Here is a 21,510-nt window from a genome sequence, read left to right as displayed (position 1 = left end):
ATTTAAAATTGAATTATTAATCATCCCAAAACAAAATCACCACCGAAAAACTTATTACTTCTCTAATCAAAGAATTAACTATCTTTAACCCTACATACATTGTGTATAAAAAAGATATATTTGTAAAAATGTATCTTTTGACAGATTGCACCAAATCATCTGATAAAACGATAAAGAACACAGACATATTAATATTAGAAAAATTATAAATGGGAGTACTAGTAACCAACGAAACAGTAAAACAGCTATTTCATATTGCCCAGTCGATAGCAAAGGAAAATTATAATGCAACCTACGGCGGGCCACATATTTTACAGGCCTTAATGCATAAAGATATCGGCCTTAATGAATTCCTGAAAAGCATAGATAAAGATCCCGGCTATTTCTACGAGTGGGCAGATGTCCGCATTGAGGATTATCCAAAAACGGCCCATCTTCCGGATGAGGTACGTGCGGATGAGGCGGTAGATACACTTACTGAAGAAGCAGATGATATCCGTCTGAAACTGGGACTGGATGAGATTACCCCGATCTGCATCTTGACCGCTATCGTAAAACCTCAGGTTATTTTTTCGCTGCAGCAGCTGAAATCACTTCCGCTGAGAGAACATGAAATTTTCAATTTATATAGAAAAGATACCCCTTTCGCAGTATCCGAAGACGGTGATTTTGCTTCACTTTTTTCCAACGGGTCAGATTTTACAGATTCATCATTTCCCTCTATTAAAAGCTACTGTGTAGACAGAACAGCGCAGGCCAGAAAAGGAGATCTGGAAAATATTATAGGAAGAGACAAAGAACTGAGGATGCTTGTTGAGATTCTTTGCAGAAGAAGCAAGCCGAATGTCATCATTATCGGTGAACCGGGTGTGGGGAAAACAGCCTTGGTAGAAGGTTTTGCTACCGAAATTACCAAAGGAAATGTTCCTGAAATGCTTAAAAACGCAACCCTTCTGGAACTGGACACGGGAGCATTGCTAGCCGGAACGTCTTACAAAGGAGAAATTGAAGACCGTCTGAAAAAAGTCATCAATGAATGCAAGAAAATTGAAAAAGCAGTTCTTTTCATTGACGAAATTCATACCCTTTTAGATTCGAAAGGAAGCATCGGAAACGTAGCTAATCTTCTTAAACCTGAACTGGCAAGAGGTGAGATTACCGTAATTGGAGCTACCACGCAGGAAGAATACAGAAAAATCATTGAACCGGAACAGGCATTCAACCGTCGTTTCGAAGTGTTGACCGTGAATGAACCGGACGAGCAAACTTGTGTTAAAATGATTGACGTTCTTCTTGATGGCTACAAAAAGCACCACGGCATCGAAGTGGAAAAAACTTCTATTCGAGAGTGTGTACGTTTAGCAAAAAGGTACGCAAAAGGTAAAAAACTGCCTGATGCTGCCATTGACCTGTTAGACAGAACGATGGCCGCGATTAAGATGCTGGATGAACTTTCAGAAAAAGAACTCGCAAGCTGGAAGGAAACCTATGAAACGATTTTAAAAGAAGAATTTACCGACAGCAAAGATCAGGCTAATGAACTGATCTGGAACTATAATCTTCTGAGAGATAAAATAAGTCCGATTCTGTGGGGATCATTAAGTGAGCAGCCGGTTATCGACAATTCCATGCCGGTGGATCAGATCCACAAAATCATTGATGATACTTACGCAGAGCTTTTACAGCATGCCGCTAAAAAAAGAGAAAAAGTAGACCGTCTGGAACTGGCAGCAGTAATGGCGGCAAAAACAAATATACCAATCGGGAAGATCCAGGCTCAGGAAAAAGAAAAGCTTCTGAATATGGAATCCATGTTACTGAACAGAGTGGTAGGGCAGGATCATGCCTTAAAAATTCTTTCAGATGCCATTGTTGAAAACCGAAGCGGATTGAACAAACCGGGACAACCTATCGGGTCATTTTTCCTTCTGGGACCTACCGGAACCGGGAAAACCGAGCTGGCAAAATCCATGGCAGAGCTTCTTTTCAATGATGAGAAAGCGATGGTTCGTTTTGATATGTCCGAATTTAAAGAGGAGCATTCCGCAGCATTACTGTATGGTGCGCCTCCGGGCTATGTAGGATATGAAGAAGGAGGAATGTTGGTTAATAAAATCAGACAGCAGCCGTATACCGTTGTTTTATTTGATGAAATTGAAAAAGCCCACCATTCCGTTTTTGATGTATTCTTACAGATCATGGATGAAGGAAAAGTGCATGATAAACTTGGAAAAGAGGGAGATTTCAGTAATGCCATTATATTATTTACTTCAAATATCGGAAGTGAAGAAATCGTAAAACAGTTTGAAGAAGGAAAAGTTCCGGAATCATCCTCATTGATGCAGATTATGTCCAATTCGGGAAGATTCAGACCGGAATTTTTAGCGAGGATCACCGAGATTATTCCTTTTGCACCGATCACGGAATCTATTGCAGAGCGAATTTTCAATATTCAGCTTAAATCACTTCATACTTCACTAACGAGGCTAGGAATGGCTTTGAAAATCTCAGACGAAGCAGTGAAAAACCTTGCTTTAGGAGGATTCAGCAGCAAATACGGAGCGAGACAGATCTCAGGAGTGATTCGCGCCCAGCTGGCAAGACCGATTTCTAAAATGATCGTAAGAGAAGAAGTGAAATCCGGCCAGACCATCCATGTAGATTGGAATAATGAAGAAGATAAGCTGAGCTGGAAAGTAGAAGATTAAGAATAAAACAAGGAAAGCTGGTAAGTGAATAAACAAATCAGCTTTCTTTATGATAACCATTAAGAAATTAAAATGAAAACTGTATTTAAAAATATCTTTACAGGACTGATGCTCGCGGGGACTTTTGTCATGGTGAACGGACAGTTTCTCGCCGCCTCCGATACTTCGGAAGCCAGCGTGAGAAAGTACAATAACATCATCAATGGCAATAAAGAAATCGTTGAATTCATCGAGCATTCATTAGTAGAGAAGGGTGTGCCGAAACACTTGAGGAATCTGGCTTTAATAGAGTCTAATTTTAACAGAAATATCACCTCAGGAGCGGGAGCAGTGGGAATGTGGCAGTTTATGACCGCGCATGCCAACCAATACGGTCTTACAGAACAGGAACGTACGGATGTTTATAAAAGTACGAAGACCGCTGCGATTTCTTTGGCGAATCTTTATAAAAAATACGGAGACTGGATTACTGTTGTAGCCGCTTATAACTGCGGTGAAGGAAATATTGCCAAAGCCATGCAGGCCGCAGGTTCTACACAGTATCATGTTTTTTCCCAGTACCTTCCGGGAGAAACCATCAATCATGTTAAAAAATACCTGAATGCCTGCTATGCAACCGGTGAGCTGGAAAGTGTTTTAAACAACTACAACTCTTCACGATTGAATAAAGTTTTCTTTACAGAAGATGGAGGTAATAGAAATAGTGAGGCACCTCTGCAGGAAACTGAAATCAATGCAGGATTTAGTCTGGATGTGATTGCCCGTGAACTGAATGTACAATTGAATGAAATCCTTGCCTGGAACCCGGGAATCGTGGAAGAATTGCAGAAAAAAGGCGAAAGTCCGCTTTATCTTCCTACTGATCTTATGCCGGATTTTCTTTTGAAAAAAAATAAAATCCTTTTCCGTTCTATAAAAGAAGGGGGAAAGGTTCAGCAGTAAGTTCCATTACTATTGAAAATATAATAACCGTCCTTTTAATGACGGTTTTTTTATGCCCCAATACTAGTTTTTAAGAGTATGAAAAATGTTTTTAATCTATGTTAACCAGGTCATAAATTATCTTAAAAATCCTTAATATTTCTCCTTTAAGTGTAAAAAAATAATTAAAATACGTTTCTTTTGGAGGATTTAACTATTTTAAATTCAATTATTTAAATGATATGCTTAAATCTATTGTCGTAGAATTACTACATCAAATCGTAGAATTACTACAAATTTTTAAATTTATATCCAAAAGCTTTTTTTTCAAAATACGTCGTTATATATTTGCTATGTAATCAATCACTAAATCACAAAATATTAACAGTTAAAATTTACAAATCATGGCAGCAAATTCAAGAGGAATCTTAAAATTCAACGGAGGAGAAGAGCAAAAATTATTAAAGCTTAACTACAGCGTATCCAGATCTACAGATGTATCAGGACGTGTAGCATCAGATCCTTCCAACGCACTGATCAAAGTAACAGTAGAAGCTACTGAAAAATCTGACATCTTAGAAAGCTTACTAAACGGAAAGTATAAGCCTACTACAGGTGAAGTGACTTTCAACAAGTCTCATGAAGAAGGTACACTGACTACGCTTAAGTGGGAAAATGGATACGTGATCCAGCACGAAGTAGACTTTGATGCCGTAGACGAAAACAGTATGCTGATCAGTTTCGTAATCAGTGCTGAAGTTATTACGCTTGGTAACTCTGAGTTCCGCGGAATGTGGCCTTCATCTGGTCATTAATTTGAACAATCATCTTAGTAAAAATAAATTGGTGCAGGATAGTGTATTCGTAAGAATATACTATTCTGTTTTTGCCGTTTTTGGACAATTATAGCCAAAACACTGATTCTAACGAAGTTCTTACAATCCAGATAAGAATGGAGAAACTGCCTCCCATCGCTGTATGCCTCCGGAAGCTATTTCAATTTATTACATAATTTAAACAAAAACACACACACTATGTTTAAGGATGATCAATCAATTAAAGTACAAGGCCCGAAAAGCAGTATAAAAGATACAGTAACAGGAAAGGTGAAAAATGCTGAAAATATTGCCGTACAAAAAGCGGAGGATAAACTTCAGAAAGCTGATGAGGCCGTTAAAAAATCAGCAAAAAAAGCGCAGGAAATCTACTCCGGGGCAGCACAGAACTCCGGAATGTTCATGAACCAGACTTTGGTTCCGAATAATCCTTCCATTACAGAAAGTAAGGTCTGGTCAAAACAACCTACTTCAAAGATTCACAATGCTCAGGCTATTCCTGAAAGCTTTATCGCAGGGATCAACCGGGTTGTTCAGCTCGATATTGTGATAGAAGGGCAGGTGATCAAACATTTCAAACATTTTAAACTCGTACAGAGTGCTTCCAGACATCATGAATTCAGCCTGATGCTTGCCCATGATGCTTTAGGAAATGCAGAAAATCATAATCTTCAGGAAGCACAGAACTTTTTAGGAAAGAGAATTACAGTTGTATTTAAATATAAAGATATTGAACAGGGACCTGAGCGAAATTTCGTTGGAGTCATTACAGAAGTAGGATTCAGCCAGGAAAAAGGAAACCTGGGAAATATCGTTCTTACAGGCTTCAGTCCGACAGTTTTGTTGGATGCAGCCCCTCATATTCAGAGTTTCGGAGGTGGACAAGAGGTAAGCTTAAACAGCATTGCCGATCATGTTATAAGAGAAGGTCTTGGGCAGAATAAATTCGATTTCAGGGTAGATGCCCAACATGGAAACGTCCCTTACAGCTCTCAATACGAAGAAACGCATTATAATTATCTGGCAAGAATTGCAGAAGCCTACGGTGAGCAATTTTATTATGACGGTGAAGTGTTGCATTTCGGAAAACTTCCACCACAGGAAAAACCTGTTAAACTTACCTATGGCAGCAGTGTAAGCGATATTGCCATTAAAATGAAAGCGCAGCATGTGAGTCCAAGTTTTTATGGCTACAACAGCAGTAAAAATGAAAAGCTGACCACTGGAAATTCAAAAATCAGCCATACTTCTGATATTGCCAAAAGAGCTTATGAAATATCAGAAAAAACTTTTAAAACCCCTTCTTTAAGAGTGGCTCCCATTAAGGCAACGTCTTTTATGGATATCGATGCTTCACAGAAAGGAACAGCGGGAAGTAAGGCTTCGGAGGTTTTCATCACCTCAGGATCTACATCGGTTCCATTCCTGTATCCGGGATGTACTGCAGATATCGAAATGCGTAAAGCAGATACCAACGATACCTCTTATTTTACAAAATTAATGATCATTGGTGTTACCCATGAGGTAGATGGAAGAGGTTATTACGACGGGACTTTTGAAGCCATTGCGGCTGATACGGGATTTATTCCGCGCCCGGAATTTGAAAACCCGAGAGCAGAAGCTCAATTTGCCAAAGTCATTTCCAACACAGACCCGTTGAATCAGGGAAGAGTGAAAGTGCAGTTTGACTGGCAGAGCGGACAGGATTCCACAGAATTTATCCGTGTGATGTCTCCGGATGCAGGAAGCAGTGACAAAGTCAATAAAAACCGTGGTTTTATGTCTGTTCCCGAAGTGGAAGATCAGGTGATCATCAATTTTGTTCACCAGCATCCTGACCGTCCTTTCGTGATGGGAGGAATGTTCCATGGAAATATTGGTGCAGGCGGAGGTACCGGGAATAATGTGATGAGTTTTAGCGGAAGAAGTGGCGCAGAACTTAAATATGATAACGGAGCCGGATCTATGAACCTTAAGGATCAGGGAGGAGCGAATATGCTTTTTGATGGAGCCGGAAATGTGGTTCATAATGCAAATAATAACAGCACCAAAACAGTCGGGAACGATAAAACAGATAAAGTTGGAAACAATAAAAAACTGGAAGTAGGCTGTGAGCATATTACCGATGTCGGAAATAAGCATAAAGTAGCTGTTGGCGGAGAAAACAGTGTATTCACGATGGATAACACCGGAACTATTGATCTGACTGGGGTAAAGCAGGTAAAACTTAAAGTAGGAAGTAGTGAAATTATCATTACGGAAACGAAAATTACGATAACAAGTACAGAAGTGGAGATCAAAGGATCAGGTTCGGCGAAAGCAATATTCAAAGGCATTACAACGGTTACCGGAGATTCAGTAGATATAAATTAAGAATGGGATTTACAAAATACGAAATACGAAGAGGAGATACACTGGAATCTATTGCAGAAAGCAATAAATTGACTGTTGGAGAAGTAATAGATTTTCATAATCTTCATTGTGGAACAACCAATTTTATTATTGGAAATAAACTTCCCATTCATTTACAATACCTGTTTTTAGAAGAAAAAAGTGACGAGGAAAAAGAGAAGGCTTTGGCAGATGCGGAAGCAAGAGAGTATGAGCAAAAGGTGAGATACAGGTGTGAACAGTTTAATACAACCAAATTAGAAGACAGAATATCGTTCCATTGTAATACAAAGAAAGAATATACTGTCGAAAGAAACCTGTTGGAGGGGAGAGCTAAGATAAAGCTTAAGGAATATCTGTATAAAATAAATCCTGAAAACCTGTCTCTGGCAATAGAAGCTGTAAAGGAGCTTGAGTTTGATAAGGAAAACGTTATTCTCGATTTAAATAAAGACAATACCATAAAAGAGGTTGCCAACTTTTCTGAGATTAAAGAAAAATGGGAGCAGTTTAAACCAAAACTAGCATCTTCAGAATTTTACAGACAGGTGGAAAAAATCAATTCCAAGGCAGCGGAGGACATCATTAAAGGAGGCGGATTAGAGTTTGAGAGTGAAGCGAATTTAAGGAAGACCTATGATAAATCACTTCTATACCATGTATTATTCAATGACTACGATGCCCATAAAAAGAGAAAGAAAAATGATGTTTTAAAATTTATCTCCCAGATATTCGTTAATATTCCGGTTGAACTCGAACTACAGCATTCCATTATAAAGGAAGATGATTATTTTGTAGAATACAGAACAGTGGGAACTCTATTAAAGGATAAAATTGATCATTCTGTGTTGGAAGATCAGTACAATAAATTTTATAAACCTATTATAGAATATGGTTTTACTGAATATAATTATGATTATCGGATCAGAAGAATGGTCGATAAAAAAACAGGAGTTATTGTCAATGCATCTGCCTTGATGAAAGAGGAAGTGAAAAATAATTATCAGTTTATTACTCAGTTTGACTTAAAACAAATTGAATATTAAAAACAAATTTTGATCATCGGAAAGGAAAATTTTCATAGCAGTTATTGGTGTTCAGCCATCACTAAACGTCTATCAACTCAATTGAAAAAACGGAGAATTCAAAAATTTTAAAATTGTTTTAAATGATCATATATGAAAAAAGAATTTTATTTAAAAAATGTAATACCTTTTAATCCACTGTATGCTTATCTCTTAGCTATTCCTTGTGTTTTATTTTGGAGTGCAGTATATTATTTCTTTTTAGGTGTAAATTTTAAACTTTCATTCATGATGATTTTTGCCCTATTATGTTTTATAACAATGTATTTCGCTATGAAACTGATATCTGCAGATATAACATTGAAATTTGATAAAGATTATTTATATATCATAAAAAACAAAAATAAGGAGGAGAAATATTTCAAATCTGATATTAAGGGTTTTTATTCATATAATTATAATACCTCTCAAAAAAAATCAGCGTTAAAATTAGAATTACAACTTACTGATGATAGAAAAATATTTATTGATAGTATTGAGGGAATTGATGTTAGTATTTTGATAAATATAATCAAAACATTACAGAGTGAACTTAATTTTGAAATAATTGAGAAGAATAAATTTAATAATAGATTTTGGTATTCCACAAAATAAAAATGCAATATTATGAGTGCTTCATACATACCTAAAGACGTATATGCTATCTGTACATTTCAAACAGATGCAGAGCCCAGACAATTCATTGATACAAGAAGTAGCCCAACTGTATTTTACGGGCAAGATAAGAAAAGGCCATTGCTTACTGTTGCAGACAGAAATATAAGAGATAAGGAATTTCCTTGTAAAAATCCTAAAAATGCAATGTGGAGTTTTTTATGTTTTGGAGCAGGAATATTGGTGGGACTAGCCTTGTTATCAAATCCAGTGGGATGGGTTATTGCCATAGGAATAGGGGTAGCGGCAGTAAGCGTCGCTGCGGGCGTTTATCAATCTACAAAAATAAATCATATGTGTACTGGTTCATTGGAAAATGGCAGCTGGAAAATAGAACATATGACTGTGAGATTTGACCAAAAGAATGCGATTACCCAAAACTCTATGCTTTCATGTGATGCAGGAGGAATACTTACTCCTATTTTTAGCTATGCTGTAGCTAAGAAATATGCACAACAAATTGATAGTAATAATAGTAATGAAATAGGTTTTAATGCTTTTGCTTCTTTTTTTGGTGGTGCAGGCCTTGCAATTTTCGCAGGTGAAGCTTTTATGGCAGCTGGAATTGGGGGGTTAGGAAAAGTTGCATTATGGATGGGAGGAACTATGTTGGCAATGAATGAATTAACTTATCAGGAAAGAGAAGCGATCAGAAATAATTCTCTGGAAGACAATACCCATTATCAGGATATGAATGAAAAAGTTGATGAAAACAGCAGAATACCAGGCTATATTAAAGATCCTTCAAATGCAACTCCTGGTGATCTTGCCAGTCCTGATATTTTAGAGCTTAATGAAAAAGGAGGATTAGCCAGTAGGGATGGAAAGACACCTATTTTTTTTAATGGAAAATGGTATGTTCAGGATTGGCAGAAAAATCTTATAGAAATAAAACAAGGAACAGCATTAGCTAAGGATTTGTCAGCACTGGAAGGAGTTAATTCACGGGAGGTCTGGAAAACACCGGAAGGAAAAGCGATCGTAGAGAATATCCGAAATGGGAAATATTCCGAATCACTGGTGCAAACTGCAAAAGATGGATTAGGAAGAGTTCGTCCTAGAAACCTCCCTAATTTATCAAGAAACCTCCCGGCGTTAAAACTGCAAAACATTAAAAACATTGGAAAACTTGGCGTAAAAGGAGGTGGATTTATTGGGTTCTTTTTCCCTTTTATTGCAACTGGTTTTTCGGAAGATTCCAGAAAAGCATTAGCTAATGCAATGGCTGAAGATACAGGGAAAGGTATTAATGTTTTAGCTAATTATGGATAAGGTAGAGTTTCTAAATTGTAGATTTGGAGAAGATACACCAATAAAATAGACCTGAAAAGGTCTTTTTGTATTTTCCATAATAACATTAAAATGATCTGAAGAATATTGCCTGAAGGGTAGTCCTTCAAAATTTCTCTATGAAAAAAAATAAAATCTTTACATTTAAAAATGTTCTGCCCTACCATACCATCTGGACCGGTTTTGTCATCATCCCATGTATGTTTTTATATGGATCTTTGTATTATTTTTTATTCAAAGGTGGTTTTAGGCTTTCTTTGGTGAGTATTTTTACATTGTTTTATTTCGGGACCTGTTATCTGATTTTAAAAGCTATTTCTGTTCAGGTGAAAATTTGGTTTAATGATCAATATCTCTTCATACAAAAAGGAAACAGGAAGCAGAAAAAATATCCTAAGACTGATATTAAAGGATTTTTCTCTTATGATTATGAAACAAAATCACCCATATTGCAAAATTCAAAGGTGTATTTTAAATTTTGTTTGAAAAACAATCAGGATATTTTTATTAATGACGTTGAATACAGAAGCCCATATGAAGTGGAGAAAGGTGAGAATCTTAAAAGGTTTCTAAAGGAAGCCCAAAAAGAATTAAATTTTGTAAGAATAAGAAGGAGAAATTTTCAAAGCAGTTACTGGTATTCAAATCAGGAGAAGGATACATGATGAGGTCTGGATTTAGAATATAAATACTAAATAACTTCTGTTGATATCTCCTATATTTTATTAATTATATTTCCCTTAATGGTGTAAAATTGCAGCTTTTATCAAGCTTGGAAAAATAATTAAATCCATTAGCAATAAGCATTTTAAGCATTATGTTAAATCAAAAGTAGTAGAATTACTACATCAAATCGTAGTATTACTACAATATCTGAGATTTGTATCCAAAAACTTTTTACTTACCTCTATCGGGTCTATCTTTGCTCTGTAATCAATCACTATTCACACAATATATAACAATTAAATTCACCAATCATGGCAGCAAATTCAAGAGGAATCTTAAAATTCAACGGAGGAGAAGGTCAAAAATTATTAAAGCTTAATTATAGCGTATCAAGATCTACAGACGTTTCAGGACGTGTAGCATCAGACCCTTCTAATGCTCTTATCAAAGTAACAGTAGAAGCTACTGAAAAATCTGATATCTTAGAAAGTTTATTGAACGGAAAATACAAGCCTACAAAAGGTGAAGTGACTTTCAATAAATCTCACGAAGAAGGTACATTAACTACCCTGAACTGGGAAAACGGATATGTAATCCAACACGAAGTAGACTTCGATGCAATTGACAGCAACAGTATGTTAATCAGCTTTGTAATCAGTGCAGAGGTTATTACTTTAGGGAACTCTGAGTACCGCGGAATGTGGCCAGGAGGTCAATAATTAATAGACCCAAGTCTTTTAAAAAAAATAACATCAGAACAGAACGGCAGAAATGCTGTTCTGTTTTTTTGTGCTATTGTTACTGGTGGCTTCGAGTGCCTCAGCCACCAGTTTGTCATATGTAGAACTTCTAGTATATCTTAATTTAGATCCCAGCCGTAAATGTTAGCTTGGTCTCCATTTTATTCTTAATCTGTCCTGGTGGCTGAGGCACTCGAAGCCACCAGGTAGTTGTCTTAATTAATTCCCACCAGCAACTTCCTCTCATACCCATACACTCTAAAACACTCAAACTCTCCGACTCTCAAACCCGCACGGCGTACCCCGAAACTCATCACTCATAATTTATAACTCATCACTCCTAAAAATATTCCTATTTTCTTATATTTGTTCATTATAGATATTATGGACGCAACACAAGATAAAAGACTCTTTCTCATCGATGCTTATGCAATGATTTTTAGAGGATATTACGCATTGATCAGGAATCCGAGACTTACCAGCACAGGACTGGATACTTCTGCTATTTTCGGCTTTACCAATTCTTTGATTGAATTGATCAGAAGGGAGAAGCCTTCTCACCTGGCGGTTGTTTTTGATGTAGGACAGGCGAGCGTTAGAACGAATGATTATTCAGACTACAAAGCCAACAGAAGTGAAACGCCTGAAGCTATTAAAATTGCAATTCCATATATCCACAGAATCCTGCAGGCCATGCATATTCCCATTCTTGGAGTAGAAGGTTATGAAGCGGATGACGTGATAGGAACCATTGCCTGTAAAGCAGAAAAAGAAGGGTATACCACGTTCATGGTAACGCCGGATAAAGATTTTGCCCAGCTGGTTACCGATAAGATCAAGATTTATAAGCCGGGCTTAAAAGGTGGTGATATAGAAATCCTTGGAGTAGATGAGGTAAAAGCAAAATATGAAATTGAAGATCCTAAGCAGGTCATTGATTTCCTTGCAATGATGGGAGATGCTGTGGATAATATTCCGGGATTGGATGGAGTAGGAGAGAAAACAGCGATGAAATTCCTTAAAGAATTCGGAAATATAGAAACTCTGTTGCAAAATACACATACGCTGAAAGGAAAGTTGAAAGAAAAAGTGGAAGCGTCCGCAGAACGTGGAATTTTATCTAAAAAATTAGCGACCATTATCTGTGATGCACCGGTAGAATTCCACCAGGAGCAGTACGATCTTGAAACTCCGGATTTTGAAAAAGTAAAAGAAGTTTTTGAGGAAATTGAATTCCGTAGATTATACGAAAACCTGTACCGCGCTTTTGCGTCTGCCCCTGCAGAAACGGCAGTAGTACGTGAAATTGAGGTTAAGCAAATAGCTGAAGCTACACAGGTAAAAGGGCAGGCCATGCAGCTTGATCTGTTTGCAAATTTTGAAGAACTTGATCAGGCAACGTCTACCAAATCCAGCATAGATCACAATGACCATCTGTATCAATTCGTAGATAACCCAAAAGCACAGAAAGTATTGGTCAGTAATTTATTAAAGCAGAAAGCAGTCTGTTTTGATACGGAAACCACTTCACTGAATGAGCTGGAAGCTGAGCTTGTAGGCATGAGTTTCTCGTACAAAAAAGGACTGGCTTATTATATTCCTTTATCTGAGGACAAAGGAGAAGTGCTTCAAACGCTGGAAATCTTCAGACCTTTCTTTGAGAAAGAGGATCTGCTGAAAATCGCTCACAATTTAAAATTCGATTATAAAATATTAAAGCAGTACGATATGACGGTGAAAGGGGCCATGTTCGACACCATGATCGCCCATTATCTGCTGAATCCGGACGGAAGACACGGAATGGATTATCTTTCCGAAGTGTATCTGAACTATAAACCCGTTTCCATTGAGACCATTATCGGGAAAAAAGGGAAAAACCAGGGAACTTTCAGAGATGCAGACCTGAGAACACAGACCGATTATGCAGCGGAAGATGCTGATGTAACGTTCCAGCTGTATGAACTCTTTGCTCCACAACTGAAAAAAGAAAACCTGGAAGATCTTTTCTTTAACATAGAAATGCCTTTGATGGAGGTGCTTGCTAAAATGGAGCTTTCCGGAATTTCACTGGATGAAAAATGGCTGGCGCAGGAAAGTATTGACCTTGAAAATGACTTAAGACAATTGGAAAAGACCATTTTTGAGTTTTCAGGAGAAGAATTTAACATGAATTCACCGAAACAGCTTGGAGAAATTCTCTTTGAAAAAATGCAGCTGGATCCTAAGGCCAAGAAAACAAAAACCGGCCAGTACGCAACTTCCGAAGATGTCCTTCAAAAGCTTTCCTCAAAACATGAAATCATCAAACATATTCTGGAATACAGAACCTATCAGAAATTAAAATCAACCTACGTAGATGCACTGCCTTCACAGATTGATAAGCTGGACAGCAGGGTACATACCAATTTCTCCCAGACAACAGCTGCTACAGGCCGTCTGGCGAGTGTAAACCCGAATCTTCAGAATATTCCGATCAGAACACTTCGTGGACAGCAGATCAGAGGAGCTTTCGTTTCAGGAGAAGGAAAAAAGATCATCTCTGCCGATTACTCGCAGATTGAACTTCGTCTGATCGCTGAGATTTCAGGAGAAGACAATATGATCAAGGCTTTCCAGGATGGTGAGGATATTCACGCATCAACAGCCGCCAAACTGTTCAAAATACCTTTGGAAGAAGTTTCCAAAACGCAGAGAAGTCAGGCTAAAACCGTTAACTTCGGAATTATCTACGGTCAGGGAGCATTTGCTTTGGCAGAACAGACTGGTCTTTCAAGAAGTGAGGCCAAACAAATGATCGAAGCCTATTTTGAAACCTATCCGAAATTAAAGGAATACATGGCAGAACAGGTAAGCAAAGCCCGCCAGATAGGCTATGTGGAAACTATTCTGGGAAGAAAACGTCATTTAAAAGACATCAATTCCAATAATTTTGTGGTAAGAGGTCATGCGGAAAGAAATGCCGTAAATGCGCCGGTTCAGGGAAGCGCAGCAGATGTTGTAAAGCTTGCGATGATTAAAATTGATAAAGAATTGAAAGCACAGGAACTGCAGACTAAAATGCTTCTTCAGGTGCATGACGAATTGGTGTTTGAAGCTCCGATAGACGAGATTGAAAGAGCTTCAAAACTCATCAAAACCGAAATGGAAAGCGCTCTGGAAACCCAGGTGCCGTTATTGGTAGAAGTGGGAGTCGGGAATAACTGGCTGGAAGCGCATTAATAGAAGATAAGATATTGTCAATACAATAAGGTGGGTTTTTAAACTCACCTTATTCTTTTCAGATACCCTGGATTTTACAACGAATGAACATAAAAAAAGAAGACTAAAAATTTAGTCTTCTGAAGTTTTCCCTGTTTCTGCAGGAAACCCTAATAATCATCTTTCACCGCATTGATCTTACCTTCCTTTGTTGTTTTTCGGATTGTATTTCAAAAGAGTAATTATTTATCCTAAAGAATACAGGGTAAAGATATTAAGTCTGAACTTTCTGTGAAATACTACTTTAGGGGTAGTTTTTAATGAAGCGTATTATATTTATGGTATCAGGATTCCCCATTTTCATCTTTAAGTTTCGTAAGGTTTTCAAGGATATTGGGAACGAATCTTTCAGCAAAACCTGCCAGAAAAGACCAGACCAGAAGTTTTGCCAATGCCGCGGGAATATAAACAATATAATAAAATTCATCAGCATTGGGAAATAGTGTACCCCCGATCATTTCACCCATAAAAATGAGAGAAAGGATAAAAGCAAAAACGGCACCTATGGTCTGTATAGAGATCAATTCCCTAATCGTTATTTTATGATCAAAAACGCTTAATCTTCTAGCCCGAGTGATAAGACTTACTGCTGCGCCAAGTGCTCCGAAAGATAAAGCAGCACTAAAAATGGAGGCTCTTGTCAGCAATTTAAACTGTCTGGATTCTGCATCATCCCGCCAGTCTTTGACAACAATGGTTTTTCCATCTACGTCTATGTTTTCATGATTGGAATAATGAGGCAGCCCCTTCAGATACAGGAAATAAATAAAGGGAAGACATAAAATGATACTGTACAGAATAGCCGTAACAATAAAAGGACCTGTATTTTCCTTTCCTAAAAGTCCGAAATGTAGAGTTTTCATGATATTAGTGGTTTTTAGTTTTATTTGTTTTCTGTGTAAGGTCTCTAACCTTTACAACAAAATTCGAATAATTACACATTAATATCAATTACCCTTTTTCGCTATTTTTTAGACAAATTCCCAGTGCATCTGGTATTATTCATTTACAGCATCATAAGCCTTCCTTACCACATCATCCGGAGACGTTTTTTCAAATACAAATCTTTCCCTTTTGAGCTGAAATTTTTTAGATTCTGTGGGCATTTCTTCCTCCATCGTATTCACGGTTTCAAGGGTTAGTTTTCCCTTCATCGGTTGGTAGAATAATGCCGAATGAGAACCCGCTCCCATATTATACGTTTCGATATAAGTTAGAACAAGATCTCCGTTCAGATATTTAAATCTGCTGAATTGATTTCCATTTGGCCCGATGTCATATAAATTAATGCTCAGTTCTCCATTTTCAATGGTAATGTCTTCGGGGTCATGCATTTTATAACCGGCTTCGTTGTATTCATCAGGAAGAACAGTATCGGAGATTTTATCTACCCGGTAAGTTTTATCGGAATTTTTCAGAAGGATCATCATTTTTCTGCCCGCCAGCGTATCATCTTTTTTCCTGATGACGAGGGCAATGTCAGCCAGTCCGTCTTGATTAAGATCTCCTTCCGCGTCATACTGAATTTCATAGCCATCAGGAACCAGATCAGATGGTGTTTTTCCACTTTTAATCGGGCTCTCTTGTATCTCAACACTTTTATTATTTAACGAATCTTTTTGTACAGTGCTTCCTGTAGCAATATCTTTTTTCTGATCAGCATCAGATGTTTTATCTTTTTTGCAGGAAGAGAGCAGCAGAAGTATAGCGAGTATGGGGATAAATTTTTTCAAATTTTGATTTTGCGTGTTATTTTAATCTATTTTTTAACGTCATAAATTCCTTTGTCTGAATTCCAGGTGAGTTTAGCGTGATTTTCATTCCAGAATTTTTTCCACCAGGCGGCATTTTTTGTTTCATCCAACTTTTGATCTCCAAAAAGCATAGAAAGGTAAGCATAGCTATGGGTATCCGGGCTGCAGTACAAAGCCGGACCTTTTTCTTTTGGCATTTCATCCAGTTTGTATACTTTTTGAAGACATTTTTTTGTGAGTTGATCTTTCTTAGGATTATTCTGGATGGATACAATAAGGGCTTCTATTGCTTTTAAACTGCTCGTTTCAGGGATTTTGGAGTTCTTAAATTCTGTGGAATGATATTCCTCAACAGGTTGATTTGAAAGAAATTTTATCCAGTTGCTTTTAATCGTTTTAAGATCTTCATCTGTTGAGTTAATGGTAACATATCCAAAGTTTTTCTTTGTGAGATTTTGAAGTAATTGGTTTGCTCTTCCGGCTACGGTAAACAAATCATTTTCTACAACAAGACCTTTTCCTTCAAAAAGAATATCACCATTTATGATCCGGTCCCAAATAATCAGTTTAGAAGTTCCTTCAAGAGGTGTTACTTTCTTATTCGTAAGTTCTTCTGTAAGCGCTTTTAAATAATCAGAATTTTTAGATTGATTATTGACAGATGAATTGAGGGTTAAAAATACATCACACCATGTTTTATCATTTCTGTTTTTTTCCAGAAGCTGTTCTGCAGTAAATTTTTGAGCATCATTGAATTTTTCTTCGGTAAGTCCTTCGATAGTCTGCTGCCCCCAGGATACAAGAACCTTTTGAGCATTAGAAAGAAAATAGGAAAAAATAAAAAAGGTTAAAAGGAGTTTCTTCATGGTCAATGGAATTTAGTTTTTTGTTTTTTAACGGATTCGTTCTAGAAATATTTTATTTGAATACATATGGAGTTGTAAGAGAATAGTTATTTATCTTTTGATCAGTTCCCCATTGACAAGATCAAGTGCTTTTCCCGGCTGGCTATAGTTCCATCCCAGCTCAATAGCTTCTGTGATTTTGGATTGGATGAGCTTTGGCGTAATATTCATCAATTCTCTGCCATAATCAATAGATCTGCAGAAACCGGTATATATCAACAGAAGCTGTCCTTCACTTTCATGCTGTACAGGAATTCCATATTCATCGTCATGCTTTTCATTGTGTGAAACGATCTTTCTTATTTTCCAGTAAAAGATTTGATCATCGACCACTATTTTCCGGAGTCCTTTTTTTGCTAAAGCCATGGTGTTTTTTATTGATTGGATGCTTTGTATTCTTTTCGTAAAGCTGATCACTATTTAATTCCCGGATTCTTAATTTTCTTCAGACCATCAATCTCTTTTTTCATTCTTTCATTCCAGTCTTTTCCATTCCTGTTTTCCAGATAAGGATCGGTGAGTTCGCTGTATTTTTCCTGAGCTTTACGATCTATCGGATCAATGGTGCATCCGGTATTCTGTGAAATAATCCCATATTTCTTACGGATACTGTCTATCTTTTTGATCGTAGTCTGGTCAGCAATCGGAAGAAAGAAGCCTCCTGCATACCTCATGACAATCTGGTCTTTTTTAATATCTTTTTGAGCTTCTATGATGTAATAATTCTCCTGCTTCGTAAGCTCTCTTTTGTTTTTTATAAATCCTTCAGCTGCGATGTAAATAAAAAATGCCAGAGCCAGCATATTTAAGAAAGGAAATACGCTTAAAAATTTACTTTTAAAGTTTAATTTCTTAAAATCCAGGCTGCTGACCAGGTAAGAAGCCAATGCCGTCACGATAAAAACAGCCGGAAGGTATTGGAGCTTGCATTCTTTAAGCATCTCCCATACATCAAACTTCATAGGATAATTGATGAAATAATATCCGAAAATATACACAACAGTCACCAGCAGGATGACCGCTATATTGATCATGAAGAGTTTTTTGTACATATCAGAAATCTTTACTTATCTAAAATAAGATTTTCTGGCGAAACTCAATGCCCTTTATCGGTTTTCACTTCCCCAAACTTATCCAGAATATCTGTATATTTTTTCAACATACGCTTATTAATACGCGGATTATCAGATTCCAGATGTTTTTTTGAGAAATAGGAATAGGTATTTTGTTTGCCGTTTTGAATTACAGTCAGACTGTAAGTGGTATCAAGTAAAAGCGGATAGTCTTTCTTTTTGTTTTTCAACTCAAAATCCTCCTGATTATAATTCAGAAATTTTTTAAACTTTTTTGAATGAATAGTCTCAAAAAGACGCTTCTTATCCTCCTCTGAAAGCTCCACTTTATTAGAAGAAAGAGGTGAGTTTTTATAATAGAAATACACATCTCCTTTAGCCTTAAAAATATACACCAGATATTGAGGTGGTGATCCGGTCATAGGATCGGATGTGCCTAAAATGACATATAAATCATTTTTATCTAAAGCCCGTAGCCCAAATTGAGTATAAGAACCCACTTCTGAACGCAGCGCGAATGTGGGGATTTTTTGAGCATATCCTAAAGTCAGCACGAGCAAAAAGAAGATCAGTATTATTTTTTTCAAAATCGGCGTCTGTTTTTAGTTGTTGAGAGGCAGTGAAAATCTAGTCATGGTTTACTTTCGTGTAGGTAATTTCATCATCTTTCAGACCGTATATATTGCAATCTTCCCCTTGCTTTGCAGATTAGCAGAGAGGATTAATTTTTAAACTACATTTTTACTATCCAAAGAAAAAGGACGAGTATAATATGAATAAAATAAATAAGATATGTTTCATCGGCAATTTATTAAGCCTAAGATAATTAAAAAAAAGTTTTAATGTCTTAAAATAGAAAAGGATCACAAAAACCTTCAACAGATTCCTGTGATCCTTTATTCAGGTCCCTTTCACAAAAGACTAGATGTTATATTCAATTTCACCGATATAGTACAGTGCATACTCCTCGTCGTTTACAGAAACCGGATTGGGAATCGCATGTTTGTTCGCGAAAATAATAGCATTCACCGGAGTTTCCAGACCAAGCTGATTGATTTTTTGTTCAATAACCGGAAGCCATTGATCGGCGTAAGAATAATCTGTGAATTTTTCGTAGATGCCTAAGTTCTCATCTTCAAAACCATATTCCAGAAAATCATAATCAAACCATTGTATATTTTGCGATTCAGCAAATTTAGATACATAAAGGTCTTCGTTTTCTTCCTCTATATAATAACTTTCATTCTCTTCAGCAAAAGCATCGAATTCATCTTCATTTTTAAAATATCCCAACCAAAAGTGTGAAATCTCTTTCTCCATAAATTATTTTTTAAGTATACCGTATATTTATTTTAATCTTCTTAATTGTTCGCTTTCACTGATTACTTTTTCCAATCTTGAAAGTCTTGTTTTTTCCTGTTTTGCACTCATCAGCCAATGGATGGTCAACTTTTTATAAGACGGAGCCTGCTTTTCGAAAAATTCCCAGGCATTTTTATGTGCTTTAAACTCCTTCTCATACGCAGGATCAAGAATATTTTCCGTTTCGTGTGAATAAATTCCCGTTTTGTCCTCTTTTCTTGCTTCAAATGCTTTCTGTCCTGCAGGCCTCATCAATCCTGCTTTCGTAAGTTCTTCCACTTTTTTAATGTTGATGAGACTCCAGTTGCTGCTGGATTTTCTCGGCGTAAACCGGTTGTAATAGCTTTCCGCGTCTACAGACCTTCGCACTCCGTCTATCCAGCCAAAACATAAGGCCTGATCTACAGATTCAGACCAGTGCATAGAAGCTTTTCCCGTGCCTTTTTTATAAAAACCAACCAGAACTTCTTTTTCTTTCGTGTGATTTTCGTCCAGCCACTTTCTGAATTCTTCCGTTGTTGCAAAAAATATAGGAGCCATGGTGAATGTTTTTTGTGCGTATTAAAATGTAATATTACAAAACTTTTCTTTTAAATGAGAATTTGACAGGGACAAAATCGTCCGATCAAAAAATGCGGCAGTATGCTTTTTTATTGTAATTTTATTCAGGTAAAACGCTAAACAATGGAATTTCTTCAGGATCATTATGTCGTCCAAAACGAGCTGCTCCTCATACTCATCTCAGTCCTTCTGGGACTGCTGATCGGTGCAGAACGTGAATATCGGAACAAATCTGCAGGTTTAAGAACCTTTATCCTGGTATGTTTCGGATCCTGCCTGTTTACCATTCTTTCCATTAAAATCGGAGTACAGAATCCGGACCGTCTGGCAGCCAATATCATTACCGGAATAGGTTTTCTGGGAGCGGGCGTTATCTTTAAAGGAGATAATAAAATTGATGGAATCACAACAGCCACTACCATTTGGGCCACTGCTTCAATAGGAATGGCAGTAGGTTCAGGGTATGTCTATCTTTCGCTTTTAGGAACAGCGCTGGTTATTTTAATTCTAAGCGCGCTCATCTATCTGCAGAATTTCATAGACAGCAGCCACAAAATCAGGGAATACAGAATTACGGTAGAGGGATCAGATGATATAAAACATTGTGAAAAAATATTTGAGGATCACCATCTGAAATATTTTATACTGAAAATGCAGTATTCACAGGGAAATCTTTCTATAACATGGAGACTTACCGGGAAACACACCAAACATGATGAAGTGGTAAGAAGTCTCATCAATGATCCTAAAATTACAGCCTATCAGTTTTAAGTTAAAGCAAAAAAATAAAGGACTGAGCCTTTATTTTTTCTTGAAAACATACAGATCCTTATTCGGTCCGGTAATTTCCTGTCCGTCCATATCAAGCTGTATCAGGATATTTTCACCCACTTTATATTTGTAACTGGCTGTTTTTCCTTTTAAAGTAATTACACTTCCCGCAGCATCCCATTCAAAAGTTCCTTTATCCTGGTTTTTAGAATTTCTGTCGATATATTCTTCAGTAATGCTAAATGTTTTATCATTATTTAAGGTCAATGAAGTCTTGATTCCCGGACAGTCAGCACATGGAACCACTGCTTCATAAGTTCCCGGCCAGTCAAGAGCGTTTTCCGAAGTATCGCCAGCCGCAGTAGGTGTTGCTTTCGTAATGCTGTCCGCTGGATTGGTCTGTACGGCAGCAGAGTCCGTTGCTGCATTAGTTGTTTCAGTAGTTTTTTCTTTCTGATTACACGATGCTAAAAAAACTGCCGATGCAATTCCGAGAATGAACATTTTGCTATTCATCATGATAAAGTAATTTAAA

At 37.0% G+C, this 21,510-nt stretch carries 20 protein-coding genes; 11 read left to right on the top strand and 9 right to left on the bottom strand.

Going from position 1 to position 21,510, the window contains the following annotated elements; translation table 11 throughout:
* Positions 1–209 precede the first annotated feature (209 nt).
* The 10 genes from N0B48_RS04345 (at position 210) to polA (ending at position 14,510) form a co-directional block, all read left to right on the top strand.
* Positions 210–2,708, top strand: coding sequence for an ATP-dependent Clp protease ATP-binding subunit (locus tag N0B48_RS04345; protein ID WP_259837010.1), 2,499 nt, complete (start codon positions 210–212; stop codon positions 2,706–2,708).
* A gap of 72 nt (positions 2,709–2,780) precedes the next feature.
* A complete protein-coding gene (locus N0B48_RS04340; protein WP_259837009.1) occupies positions 2,781–3,650 on the top strand; it encodes a lytic transglycosylase domain-containing protein in 870 nt (289 codons plus the stop codon).
* Positions 3,651–4,033: 383 nt separating this feature from the next.
* Positions 4,034–4,444: a type VI secretion system tube protein TssD gene (tssD, locus tag N0B48_RS04335; protein WP_259837007.1), complete on the top strand. Its 411-nt coding sequence runs from the start codon at positions 4,034–4,036 to the stop codon at positions 4,442–4,444.
* 219 nt (positions 4,445–4,663) lie between these two features.
* The gene (locus N0B48_RS04330) at positions 4,664–6,838 is read left to right on the top strand and encodes a type VI secretion system Vgr family protein (RefSeq protein WP_259837005.1); all 2,175 of its coding nucleotides are present in this window, start codon (positions 4,664–4,666) and stop codon (positions 6,836–6,838) included.
* A gap of 2 nt (positions 6,839–6,840) precedes the next feature.
* Positions 6,841–7,902: a LysM peptidoglycan-binding domain-containing protein gene (locus N0B48_RS04325; RefSeq protein WP_259837003.1), complete on the top strand. Its 1,062-nt coding sequence runs from the start codon at positions 6,841–6,843 to the stop codon at positions 7,900–7,902.
* Positions 7,903–8,034: 132 nt separating this feature from the next.
* Entirely contained in the window at positions 8,035–8,535 is a 501-nt protein-coding gene (locus N0B48_RS04320) for a hypothetical protein (protein WP_259837001.1), read from the top strand.
* A 12-nt stretch (positions 8,536–8,547) separates the two neighbouring features.
* Entirely contained in the window at positions 8,548–9,867 is a 1,320-nt protein-coding gene (locus tag N0B48_RS04315) for a hypothetical protein (protein ID WP_259837000.1), read from the top strand.
* A 137-nt stretch (positions 9,868–10,004) separates the two neighbouring features.
* The gene (locus tag N0B48_RS04310) at positions 10,005–10,550 is read left to right on the top strand and encodes a hypothetical protein (RefSeq protein WP_259836999.1); all 546 of its coding nucleotides are present in this window, start codon (positions 10,005–10,007) and stop codon (positions 10,548–10,550) included.
* A gap of 312 nt (positions 10,551–10,862) precedes the next feature.
* On the top strand, positions 10,863–11,270 hold the full coding sequence (tssD, locus tag N0B48_RS04305; RefSeq protein WP_223607076.1) for a type VI secretion system tube protein TssD: 408 nt from the start codon (positions 10,863–10,865) through the stop codon (positions 11,268–11,270).
* A 405-nt stretch (positions 11,271–11,675) separates the two neighbouring features.
* Positions 11,676–14,510: a DNA polymerase I gene (gene polA / locus N0B48_RS04300; protein WP_259836997.1), complete on the top strand. Its 2,835-nt coding sequence runs from the start codon at positions 11,676–11,678 to the stop codon at positions 14,508–14,510.
* A 323-nt stretch (positions 14,511–14,833) separates the two neighbouring features.
* Here polA and N0B48_RS04295 read toward each other — a convergent pair whose 3' ends face one another.
* From N0B48_RS04295 to N0B48_RS04260, 8 genes are all read right to left on the bottom strand, one after another.
* Positions 14,834–15,412: a hypothetical protein gene (locus N0B48_RS04295; protein ID WP_259836995.1), complete on the bottom strand. Its 579-nt coding sequence runs from the start codon at positions 15,410–15,412 to the stop codon at positions 14,834–14,836.
* A 135-nt stretch (positions 15,413–15,547) separates the two neighbouring features.
* Complete coding sequence (locus N0B48_RS04290) at positions 15,548–16,282, bottom strand: hypothetical protein (RefSeq protein ID WP_259836993.1); 735 nt, start codon at positions 16,280–16,282, stop codon at positions 15,548–15,550.
* 26 nt (positions 16,283–16,308) lie between these two features.
* Entirely contained in the window at positions 16,309–17,169 is an 861-nt protein-coding gene (locus N0B48_RS04285) for a hypothetical protein (RefSeq protein WP_259836991.1), read from the bottom strand.
* 90 nt (positions 17,170–17,259) lie between these two features.
* Positions 17,260–17,574 (bottom strand): hypothetical protein, encoded by a 315-nt coding sequence (locus N0B48_RS04280; protein ID WP_259836989.1) that lies wholly within the window; start codon positions 17,572–17,574, stop codon positions 17,260–17,262.
* Positions 17,575–17,624: 50 nt separating this feature from the next.
* Positions 17,625–18,260, bottom strand: a complete 636-nt coding sequence (locus N0B48_RS04275) for an FEKKY domain-containing protein (RefSeq protein WP_259836988.1) — start codon at positions 18,258–18,260, stop codon at positions 17,625–17,627.
* Positions 18,261–18,304: 44 nt separating this feature from the next.
* The gene (locus N0B48_RS04270) at positions 18,305–18,868 is read right to left on the bottom strand and encodes a hypothetical protein (RefSeq protein WP_259836987.1); all 564 of its coding nucleotides are present in this window, start codon (positions 18,866–18,868) and stop codon (positions 18,305–18,307) included.
* Positions 18,869–19,202: 334 nt separating this feature from the next.
* Entirely contained in the window at positions 19,203–19,601 is a 399-nt protein-coding gene (locus N0B48_RS04265; RefSeq protein ID WP_259836986.1) for an immunity 22 family protein, read from the bottom strand.
* Positions 19,602–19,628: 27 nt separating this feature from the next.
* Positions 19,629–20,183 (bottom strand): YdeI/OmpD-associated family protein, encoded by a 555-nt coding sequence (locus N0B48_RS04260; protein ID WP_259836985.1) that lies wholly within the window; start codon positions 20,181–20,183, stop codon positions 19,629–19,631.
* A 144-nt stretch (positions 20,184–20,327) separates the two neighbouring features.
* On the opposite strand from N0B48_RS04260, the gene N0B48_RS04255 reads away from it, so the two are divergent.
* Complete coding sequence (locus tag N0B48_RS04255; protein WP_259836984.1) at positions 20,328–20,975, top strand: MgtC/SapB family protein; 648 nt, start codon at positions 20,328–20,330, stop codon at positions 20,973–20,975.
* Positions 20,976–21,005: 30 nt separating this feature from the next.
* On the opposite strand, the gene N0B48_RS04250 is transcribed toward N0B48_RS04255, so the two are convergent.
* Entirely contained in the window at positions 21,006–21,494 is a 489-nt protein-coding gene (locus N0B48_RS04250; protein ID WP_259836982.1) for a copper resistance protein NlpE, read from the bottom strand.
* Between the last annotated feature and the right edge of the window lie 16 nt (positions 21,495–21,510).

It is taken from the genome of Chryseobacterium herbae, from assembly GCF_025154075.1.
GTDB lineage: Bacteria > Bacteroidota > Bacteroidia > Flavobacteriales > Weeksellaceae > Chryseobacterium > Chryseobacterium herbae.
This window is presented reverse-complemented; position numbering and strand designations above follow the sequence as displayed.